The 8,556-nt window shown below is 56.0% G+C and carries 11 protein-coding genes; 6 read left to right on the top strand and 5 right to left on the bottom strand.

The features are described 5' to 3' along the window. Positions 1–423 (top strand): CBS domain-containing protein (locus A3754_RS14925; RefSeq protein WP_156497012.1); only part of this gene is annotated, 423 nt, incomplete at its 5' end. Positions 424–589: 166 nt separating this feature from the next. Then, positions 590–1,045: a GreA/GreB family elongation factor gene (locus tag A3754_RS14920; RefSeq protein ID WP_231880642.1), complete on the top strand. Its 456-nt coding sequence runs from the start codon at positions 590–592 to the stop codon at positions 1,043–1,045. Between the two features lie 199 nt (positions 1,046–1,244). Here A3754_RS14920 and A3754_RS14915 read toward each other — a convergent pair whose 3' ends face one another. Then, positions 1,245–1,676, bottom strand: coding sequence for an Rrf2 family transcriptional regulator (locus A3754_RS14915; protein ID WP_063520332.1), 432 nt, complete (start codon positions 1,674–1,676; stop codon positions 1,245–1,247). Positions 1,677–1,766: 90 nt separating this feature from the next. Between A3754_RS14915 and hmpA the strand changes: the two genes are divergently transcribed. Then, positions 1,767–2,990: an NO-inducible flavohemoprotein gene (gene hmpA / locus A3754_RS14910; protein WP_063520331.1), complete on the top strand. Its 1,224-nt coding sequence runs from the start codon at positions 1,767–1,769 to the stop codon at positions 2,988–2,990. 76 nt (positions 2,991–3,066) lie between these two features. Here the strand turns inward: hmpA and A3754_RS14905 are convergent, their stop codons facing one another. Together A3754_RS14905 and A3754_RS14900 are read right to left on the bottom strand one after the other, a co-directional pair. Beyond that, positions 3,067–4,296 carry a diguanylate cyclase gene (locus A3754_RS14905; protein ID WP_063520330.1) on the bottom strand — a complete coding sequence of 410 codons (1,230 nt, stop codon included), beginning with the start codon at positions 4,294–4,296 and terminating at the stop codon, positions 3,067–3,069. A gap of 160 nt (positions 4,297–4,456) precedes the next feature. Then, positions 4,457–4,729, bottom strand: coding sequence for an Arc family DNA-binding protein (locus tag A3754_RS14900; protein WP_063520329.1), 273 nt, complete (start codon positions 4,727–4,729; stop codon positions 4,457–4,459). 305 nt (positions 4,730–5,034) lie between these two features. Here A3754_RS14900 and A3754_RS14895 point away from each other — a divergent pair, with 305 nt between their 5' ends. Next, on the top strand, positions 5,035–5,982 hold the full coding sequence (locus tag A3754_RS14895) for a LysR family transcriptional regulator (RefSeq protein ID WP_063520328.1): 948 nt from the start codon (positions 5,035–5,037) through the stop codon (positions 5,980–5,982). A gap of 162 nt (positions 5,983–6,144) precedes the next feature. On the opposite strand, the gene A3754_RS14890 is transcribed toward A3754_RS14895, so the two are convergent. After that, positions 6,145–7,053, bottom strand: a complete 909-nt coding sequence (locus A3754_RS14890) for a 6-carboxytetrahydropterin synthase (protein WP_063520327.1) — start codon at positions 7,051–7,053, stop codon at positions 6,145–6,147. A 217-nt stretch (positions 7,054–7,270) separates the two neighbouring features. Between A3754_RS14890 and A3754_RS14885 the strand changes: the two genes are divergently transcribed. Beyond that, positions 7,271–7,609, top strand: a complete 339-nt coding sequence (locus tag A3754_RS14885; protein WP_063520326.1) for a histidine triad nucleotide-binding protein — start codon at positions 7,271–7,273, stop codon at positions 7,607–7,609. Between the two features lie 24 nt (positions 7,610–7,633). On the opposite strand, the gene A3754_RS14880 is transcribed toward A3754_RS14885, so the two are convergent. Then, positions 7,634–8,260, bottom strand: coding sequence for a TetR/AcrR family transcriptional regulator (locus A3754_RS14880; protein ID WP_063520325.1), 627 nt, complete (start codon positions 8,258–8,260; stop codon positions 7,634–7,636). An 89-nt stretch (positions 8,261–8,349) separates the two neighbouring features. Here A3754_RS14880 and A3754_RS14875 point away from each other — a divergent pair. After that, positions 8,350–8,556: DUF2855 family protein (locus tag A3754_RS14875; RefSeq protein ID WP_156497011.1), on the top strand; the 207-nt coding region annotated here is incomplete at its 3' end.

The raw sequence follows: 8,556 nt of genomic DNA, 5'->3' as shown, positions 1-8,556 counted from the left end.
TTCAGCACCAAGGTTGTTACTCTGAATGCGCAACAAACCCTTGCCGAGGTACAGCAATGGCTTCAGGACGATGCCGCGACCACCCATCACCAGGGCTTTCCGGTGGTAGACAGCCAGGGGGTGCTGCAAGGTGTGGTGACACGCCGCGACATCTGGCAGCTGGATGCGTCCGGGGAAATGAATATGGCGGATATCGTGCGTCGGGCGCCTGTGGTAATAACCCCGGACAAGACCCTGCGTGACGCCGCTGACCATATGGTGAGAAACGGGGTGGGGCGTGTGGTAATCACGGCGAGTGAGGAGTCGGAGAAAGTGCTGGGGATACTGACCCGTAGCGATATTATCCGTGCTCATACTGGTGCGATTTCTTCTCGGGAGACCCGCTCACGGCATATCCGCTTTCAACGTAAGAAAAATCAATAAACGGGTTTAATCGCGCCTTCTTCAGGGCAGGCTTGCTATATTTATTATTCCGGCTATGGTTGTCCCTGTTGTCGGTAAAAATAAATGCAGGAGTGTTGCTGTGTTTTACCTTTTTTCTCTCTGGATGGATTTTCTCCCTACCTTTCCGGTTTAAGCCGGGCGGCGCTTGCCCGGCTATCTCCCCCTTCTGTCGATATTGATCGATATCCCTTTTTATCAATTTGGTGAACCGTGTATGGCTGCGCTTATGGAGCGTTTGTCGTTGTGTCGCTATGGCTATGGGAAACGCTATTTAGCCAGGAACCCCCTGTTCTTTCTTTCGCCGGTCCGGCTTATGGAAGTGATGGAGAAAATAGAAATGTTGCGTGGAGTTGGGAACGGTCTTGCCGCTGCAGCGGTAGGTGATTGTGTCTCGCTATTCAGTTTTGAAGACGAAGAGCAGATGTGCTTCACCCTGGCGCCGTCCGGGAAGCCGATGCTGGGGGAAAGGGATATTTCTGTGCTTTCGCCGCTGGGGGCAGCTTTGTTGGGCGCGTTCCCCGGCGAGGTGGTCAACGTGGCGTTTCTCGGCTACGAGCATCGCTATCTGTTATTGAAAGTGAAGAAATTAGACGAGAAGTGAATAGCGTTAATGCAATAGGGAGGGATCGGCCTTGCATGTTTTAACCGTAAAACAAGACGGAAAATATGAAACCAGCTTGAAAGGAAAGCGTTATGAGTAAGGAAAAAGAGAAGAAAAAGCCGCAAAAAACCCTGAAAGAGAAACGACGGGAAAAAAGAGCCAGTAAATAATGGCGACAGGGCGCCTTGCGCGCCCTGATTTAAGTCTGTTTTAGCAGGATGCGCAGTTCACCAGTGTTACCAGTCAAGTCTGCCAGGGTGTACTGATCCAGAGTCTGAAGAAAAGCTGACTGTGCTTTTCCCAATGCCTGCTTCAACTTGCAGGCGGGATCTATCGGGCATGACGATTCCGTGCCAAAACAGTCCAGCAGTTTGAGATTTTCTGTTTGCCGCACCAGCTCCCCCACATTGACCTCTTGCGCGGATTTCGCCATCACCAGGCCGCCTCCTCGCCCTCTTAAGCTTTGCACATAACCCAGCTGCACCAGTGTCTGTGCGACCTTGGCCACGTGGTTGTTGGAGATGTGATACGCATCGGCAATTTCCTGGACAGTGGCCGGGTGTTCGTTACGCCGCAGGCTGAGATAGATCAGGGCCCGCAGGGCGTAATCCGTATGTGTTGTGAGTTGCATGGCTTGACCTGCAGAAAATGAGTATCTAATATGCCTATTTAAAAGAGGCATGTAAAATGCCTATTAATGGTCATCAACAGGAGTCACGCCGTGCTTACCCGGAATCAACTGGCTGTTATCAAACAAACCGTGCCTGTGCTTCAGGAAAATGGAGAGGCACTTACCCGGCATTTCTATGCACGTATGTTCCGGGGGAACCCGGAGGTGCGGCCCTTTTTTAACCCGGCCCATCAACAGGCTGGCACCCAGCAACGTGCTCTGGCGGGGGCTATCTGTGCTTATGCCCAGCACGTGGACAATCCGGCCGCGCTGGCAGATGCCGTGGAGCTGATTGCCCAGAAGCACGTTTCCCTGGGGATTCAGCCGCAGCACTATCCGATTGTTGGTGCCAATTTGCTGGCCTCCATTCAGGAAGTGTTGGGAATTGATGAAAGGTCGGAAATTATTGATGCCTGGGCGGCGGCCTATGGGGCGTTGGCAGATATCTTTATTGGCCGTGAAAATACGCTGTACCAGCATCAAAAGGAGGCGTTCGGCTGGCAGGGTTTCAAGCCTTTTGTCGTTGCCCGTCGTGAGGCTGAAAGCGAGAACATCGTTTCCCTGTACCTGGCTCGTCAGGACGGTGAGGCGCTGCAGCCGCACCAGCCTGGCCAGTACATTACCGTGCGGGTGACGCCACCCGGTGGCCAGCCGGTAATGCGCAACTACAGCCTGTCTTGTGCACCGGGTGAAAGTCATTATCGAATCAGTGTGAAACGGGAGCTGGCAACAGCTGACGAGGCCCCCCATGGTGTGTGCTCTGGTTATATTCATGAGCATATTCAGGAAGGCGATGTGCTGGAGGTGGCGCCTCCCTGTGGAGAGTTTACCTTGGCCGATGCCGCTGGTGACGGCGTTCCGTTGGTGCTGGTGGCTGGCGGTGTGGGAATTACGCCGCTGCTTTCCATGCTGCATGGGGCGCTGGCTCGCCAACAGGGCCGTGAAGTGATCTTTATTCAGTGTGCCCAGAATGGAGCCGTTCGGCCTTTTGCTGCGGAGCTGCAGAAGCTGGCGGATAGCCATGACAACCTGCATTGCCATGTCCGTTACAGCGAACCGTCAGCGCAGGATAAGGCGCAGGGTGGTTTTGATAGCACCGGTTTTTTGGATCGAGCATTACTGGATCAGTTGGTGGGAGAGCGTCGCGCGGAGTATTACTTCTGCGGTCCGGTCCCCATGCTGAAAGCCCTGTATGGCGTGCTGCAGGAAAAAGGCGTGGACGATGCGGATATCCATTACGAGTTCTTCGGTCCGGCAGAAGGGCTTGCCGCCTGAATTTGCGATCCGTCGGTCAGTTAACGAAAGAGGCCGCGCTCCAGGAGCGCGGCCTCTTGCTTTCCGCCGGCAGCGACTAATTGAGCATTTCCACCACACCCTGATTGCTCATCATTGCTACCCGGTTTCGGCCGGCACCTTTTGCCTGATACAACGCTTCATCGGCCATTTTCAATAGCTGAGCGCCGTCTTCTGCGGTGCCGTCCGAACAGGCGACCCCGACACTGATGGTCACCACCTGGCTGACCCGGGAACCGCTATGGGGAAGGCCCAGCTGCTCGACCCGGTTACGCATACGTTCGGCAAAAACCAGCGCATCGTTGAAGCTGGAGTCAGTCAGGGTGATGACAAATTCCTCGCCACCGTAGCGAGCCACGAAATCGGTATCGCTTTGCACCATTCCCAGAGGGACGCCGGCCACTTTTTTCAGGCACTCATCGCCCGCCGGGTGGCCATAGGTATCGTTGTATTGCTTGAAGAAGTCGATATCGAACAGCATCAGGGTGATGCGTTCCGGGGCATCCGGGTTGTTCTGGTTCAGCTTGTGATAGAGGTGGCTCAGGCGGCTTTCCATGCCCCGGCGATTGATGCAGCCGGTCATGCCGTCGACGGTGGCCTGATTTTCCAGTACCAGATTGGCTGAGTGTAATTCGTTTCTGTGCTGGAACAGTACGTGTTCGGAAAGGAAATGCTGTCGCAACAGACGTTCATACACGTATTGGCCAAACAAGCTCATGCTTGTAAAGGCCAGCGAGACCAGCACCAAGGTGGATGGTTCAAAGGGCTGCCGACCGGAACTGAGTTGCAGGCTGAAAATCATGCAGCCAATCATTACCACGGAGCTAATCAGTGCGGCATAGAATGGCACCCGTATCAGGATGCAGATCATCAGGATAGCCAGTGGGGTGTGGAAAAAGAAGGTGTAGGCCAGGGGGTGCTCGACTATGGCCCCTAGATAATTGCCGGTAAGGGCAATGGCGAATGCCAGTACCAGCGTGGCTTCGTGGAGCCAGTTACGCCATTGTGGCTTGCGGATTAATACCAGACAGCCGCCGGTGAGCATCAAGGTGAAAAGCCGCGGGCGCCAGGACATGTTGAGAACGTCAGGAGAAATTCGCGACTCGATAAACATGGCGGAGACAATCAGGAACGCCACCAGTGCCAACGCCCAGGGCATGACTTTGGCCACGCTTGCCCGGAAATAGAGGCGAAAATCCTTTTCCAGCGGTTTGGGCAGGCGCAGGTGCCACGGTAACGTAATATCGCTGCCGGTTGGCAGTGGGGTATGGTTCTGGTTTGCGGTCACGGCCGTAAAGGCTCCTTTCCGTCCATGAATCGGTGACTGCGTGCGTGAGCAGCATGCACTACATCATAGTGCAAAGTACTGTCATATCGATAATGGGCAGGTGGCCAGCGGTGTATTGTAAGGACAAAAGGACGATTGTGGTTAGCCCTGCACGGTGAATCTAATCCAACAGCGCCAACAGTGCCTGTTGTTTCCCCTGTGGCAGTTGGCGAAAGCGCTCCAGCAGGAAAGCTTCTTCGCCGCCTTGCGGCACCGCTGCTTCGCCATGGGGCAGGGTATGCGGCCAGTTCTTCAGGCTATGTTCCAGCCGGGCAATAATTTCCGCGTTCATGCTGCGATGGCTGTGGTTGGCCGCTTGCGCGACCTCGTTTCGCATACCGCAGGGAAAACGAACCACGAACTTCTCGGTTCGCGTGGTTGCGTTGCTTGTCATAGTAACCTCTGAATCACGCCTGCTTACATGGGGCTGGCGAGTGAGGCTGGCCGGCCTATGACAACAGAGCAGGCTGTGCTGTTATCTGGACACAAGCTTTAGACCTTACGCATTTTTTTGCCTCCAGGCGATACTGGCAGCGTGCCAGTAATGGCGAAATAGAGACACGGTTAACACTAGGCTAAGTAAAAGTTTTTTTACACGGAGAATCGTCGTGCCTGTGTGATCTGGTGCACGGTGCCAGTGAGTATCAGGCAGTGCTACAATTGATACTACTGATATAAAAATTGGCGGCTATTCACTTAATGAATATTGGTGCGGCAGACCTGAATCTGCTCAAGTATCTGGATGTGCTTCTGCGTGAGCAGAATGTGACCCGGGCAGCCGAGCAACTGGGGATTACCCAGCCGGCGATGAGTAATTCCCTGAAGCGGTTGCGTGAGTTGTTTGGTGATCCGTTGTTGATTCGTACCAGCGATGGCATGACCGCCACGGAACGTGCACAGGAGCTGCGGCCCCTGGTGCGGCAAATTCTTTCCCAGGCGGAGCAGTTGTTCACGCCCGAGGATGTGTTCCAGCCGGCGGACAGTCGCCGGGTGTTCCGGATCATGACCAGCGATTATGCGGAAGCCACCCTGGTGCCGCATATTGTTCGTCGCCTGCGCGCCGAGGCCCCCAATGTGGTGCTGGATTTCCTGACCCCGTCGGATGTGAGCTACCAGGACATGGAGCAGGGCCGGGTCGATATGGCGGTAAACCGCTTTAACGAAATTCCGGGGTCGTTTCACCAGGTGAGCCTGTGGAAGGATTCGTTTTCCTGTTTGCTCAACCGGGATAATCCCATTGCCAAGGGCTTTGATCTGGACAGTTATCTGTCCGCCCAGCATATCTGGGTGTCGAAAACCGGTTTTGGCGTAGGGTTCGGCATGAACCCGGAAAAGCTCGGTGGGCTGGGGTGGATTGATCATGCCCTGGAGCAACTGGGTAAAAGCCGCAAGATCAGTATTTTCACCCGCCATTACCAGATGCCGGCCCTGCTGGCCATGAATAACGACCTGGTGGCCACACTGCCAAGCCGGGTGGCGCGCATGCAGGCCCAGAACGAACGTCTGCTGATCAAGCAACCGCCGTTTGATATTCCCGAGTTTGAATTGAAAATGGCCTGGTCATCGCTGTTGCACCACAACGTGGCACATCGCTGGCTGCGGCGGCTGATTCAGGAAGAAGCAGAGCGAATTCTGGCAGAAGAATAGCCACAAGCTACAAGCCGGGATGGGGAAACGGGAAAAGTCCAGTTTTCCTTTTCAACTTTTCACTTTGAACTTTCAACTGATCTTTCGCGGGCAGAGTGGTTAACGTGTCGCAGCGCCCCCAACCCTCGTTGCAGCTTGACGCTTGTTGCTTGCAGCGTCCTGTCAGATCACCGAGGCGCCGCTGAGCCAGCTGCTGTGGGTCTTGCCGGGCAGGTTCTCGCCGGCTTCGGCAATGGCGCCCTTGCCGACGCCTTCGAAGGCGCGGACCCGGAAATGTTTGCCGGGGGCTTCATCGGCCAGCTGGGCAGCAATATGGGCGGCCAGCTGCTCAACGGTGGTGTCCGTATCGACCATGTAGCAATGGTCTTCCGGGATCACCAGCTCGAAATGTCCTTGCTCGGCATCGTAACGGAACCGGTGGTGGGGAATTTCGTCGATGTAGTAGGTGCCTTCCAGATCTTCCTCGGTGCCCAGGTAGATGTCTTCCCAGCGGTCTGCCCAGAGCTTTTCCCAGTAACGGCTGCGCCGGCCATTCTCGAAAATGTGAATGCTGGAGCGATGCCCATGGGCAATGCGCTGGCAGTTGCCGTCGTGCTTTTTCAGGCCATGGGAATAGTGATAGAACGGCGCGGTGCCGGTATCTTCTTCGCGCAGTACCACGCGTACTTCCGCCACATTTGCCGGTACCACGGTCTGGATCAGCTCCATCAGGTACAGGGTCAGGCTGGCCTTGGACACTTCCGGGCCAGGCATCAGCAGCAGGCTCTGGCTGGGCGCCACCATGCGGATGGTGCCACCCCGGTAAACCCATTCCAGGCTGGTGGCGTTATCGCGTTCGGCGATGGTGGTCTGGTCATTATCCACGGGAACCAGCAGGCGGTGATCCACGCTGTCGTCGATGATCTGCTTGATGCGCTTCTTGATGTGACCAAAGTCGAAGACCATGCCCTGATCATCCAGGTCGCCGCTCAGTTCCAGGTCCACCAGCCAGGATTCACCCACCATGCCGCGCTTGGGGTGCAGGTAGGAGAAATCGGCGACGGTTAAATTTTCGACAAAAAGAGTGGCCATGCTGTTCCGGTTGATAATGATGGGTTTCGACAGGTCACTATAATGCCATTATTCTGGGCTGCCGCTAAGGTGCACAGCGCTTGCTGCGGACATTTTACGAGCAGTTATCGTAGTAGCTGTGAACCGGGGCACACCGGTTGCACAGTAAAGTGCACATGCTGTGACATGGCTACGGGGTTCCGACGTGGCTTTTCCGCTGACCCAACCGAGAGCAATTATGGCTGAAACGCTTTTCTCCAAGATCATCGACCGGGAAATTCCGGCCGATATCATCTTCGAAGACGACCAGTGCCTGGCCTTTCGGGATATCAATCCCCAGGCGCCCACCCATTTTCTGGTGATTCCCAAGAAGCCGATTGCCAAGCTGTCCGATGCTGAAGAGGCCGACCAGGCACTGCTGGGTCATCTGTTGCTGGTGGCCAGTCAGGTGGCCGGGCAGGAAGGGCTGGAGGATTTCCGTCTGAACGTGAACAACGGTGCGGGTGCCAGCCAGACCGTATTCCACCTGCATGTGCATGTGCTGGGTGGTCGCGCCTTCAGCTGGCCGCCGGGCTGAGCTGAATCTGGACCGGCTGCCCGGCTATTCCTCCGGGAGTAGCAGGGCCCGGGCCATGCGTGTACTCAGTTCCCCGCGCTGGTCGGGTGTGCCTGCATCCACCAGAAAGCTGTAACGACGCCCGCCCCACAAGGTCAGCAGCAGAATATCGATCACCGTGTCATCCACGGGCCCGGGAAAATCCTCCCACTGGGCGATGCAGTGTGACCAGGTCCGCGCCAGGTGTTGAAAAATCTGTCGATGGCGGGCGTCGCTGGCGATCTGGTTTTCCCGTTCCAGCATCTCGCGGTCAAAATACGGAGCCTGGCCGTCTTCATCCAGTGTCAGGCGGACCAGTTTGCGCAATCGCGTTTCCCATGGCTCTCCTGCCAGGGCGGTGTTGGCTGCTGCCAGATCGCTGCAGAGCTGTTCCATGCAGTGGCGCACATACCCTGAGAGCAAGGCTGTGCGATTCGGGAAATACTCGTACAGGGTGCCGACGGCATAACCGCTCTCTTCTGCAATGGCGCGGGTGGTGGCGGCCTCCGGGCCATCACGGCGCCAAATCCGAACAAATCCCTCGTACAGCGAATCCACCGTGAATTTTGCCCGGGCCTGGGATGGCCGCTTGTGGGGCTGCGGCAGCGATTTGTCGGTGCGATCTTTGCCCATAAATGAATCCGAACCCGTACTGGTGGCGGGGTTGTTAGCATGAATCTCAGTGAAACCGGCTCGTTGAGAGCCCGTCAACGGAGATCATTATGACGCAAAATACCACTGCCCGTTTGCTCACCGACAAGGCCAACCTGGGAGCCAGCCAGTTACAGGACGAGGCCATGGCCGATGCGGCTCAGGGCGAAGTGTTGCTGGCCCTCGACACCTTTGCCCTGACCACCAACAACATTACCTATGCCGCTTTTGGTGATGCCATGAATTACTGGTCGTTTTTCCCCACCGATGAGGAGGGG

The organism is Alcanivorax sp. HI0083 (assembly GCF_001635175.1).
The sequence above is the reverse complement of the archived record's forward strand: the minus strand, read 5'-3'. Positions and strand labels throughout refer to the sequence as shown.

Bases quoted from the DNA above. Each gene is read 5' to 3' on its own strand.
- A3754_RS14915 (WP_063520332.1), bottom strand. From the start codon at position 1,676: ATGCAACTCACAACACATACGGATTACGCCCTGCGGGCCCTGATCTAT.
- A3754_RS14900 (WP_063520329.1), bottom strand. From the start codon at position 4,729: ATGACAAGCAACGCAACCACGCGAACCGAGAAGTTCGTGGTTCGTTTT.
- A3754_RS14895 (WP_063520328.1), top strand. From the start codon at position 5,035: ATGAATATTGGTGCGGCAGACCTGAATCTGCTCAAGTATCTGGATGTG.
- A3754_RS14890 (WP_063520327.1), bottom strand. From the start codon at position 7,053: ATGGCCACTCTTTTTGTCGAAAATTTAACCGTCGCCGATTTCTCCTAC.
- A3754_RS14885 (WP_063520326.1), top strand. From the start codon at position 7,271: ATGGCTGAAACGCTTTTCTCCAAGATCATCGACCGGGAAATTCCGGCC.
- A3754_RS14880 (WP_063520325.1), bottom strand. From the start codon at position 8,260: ATGGGCAAAGATCGCACCGACAAATCGCTGCCGCAGCCCCACAAGCGG.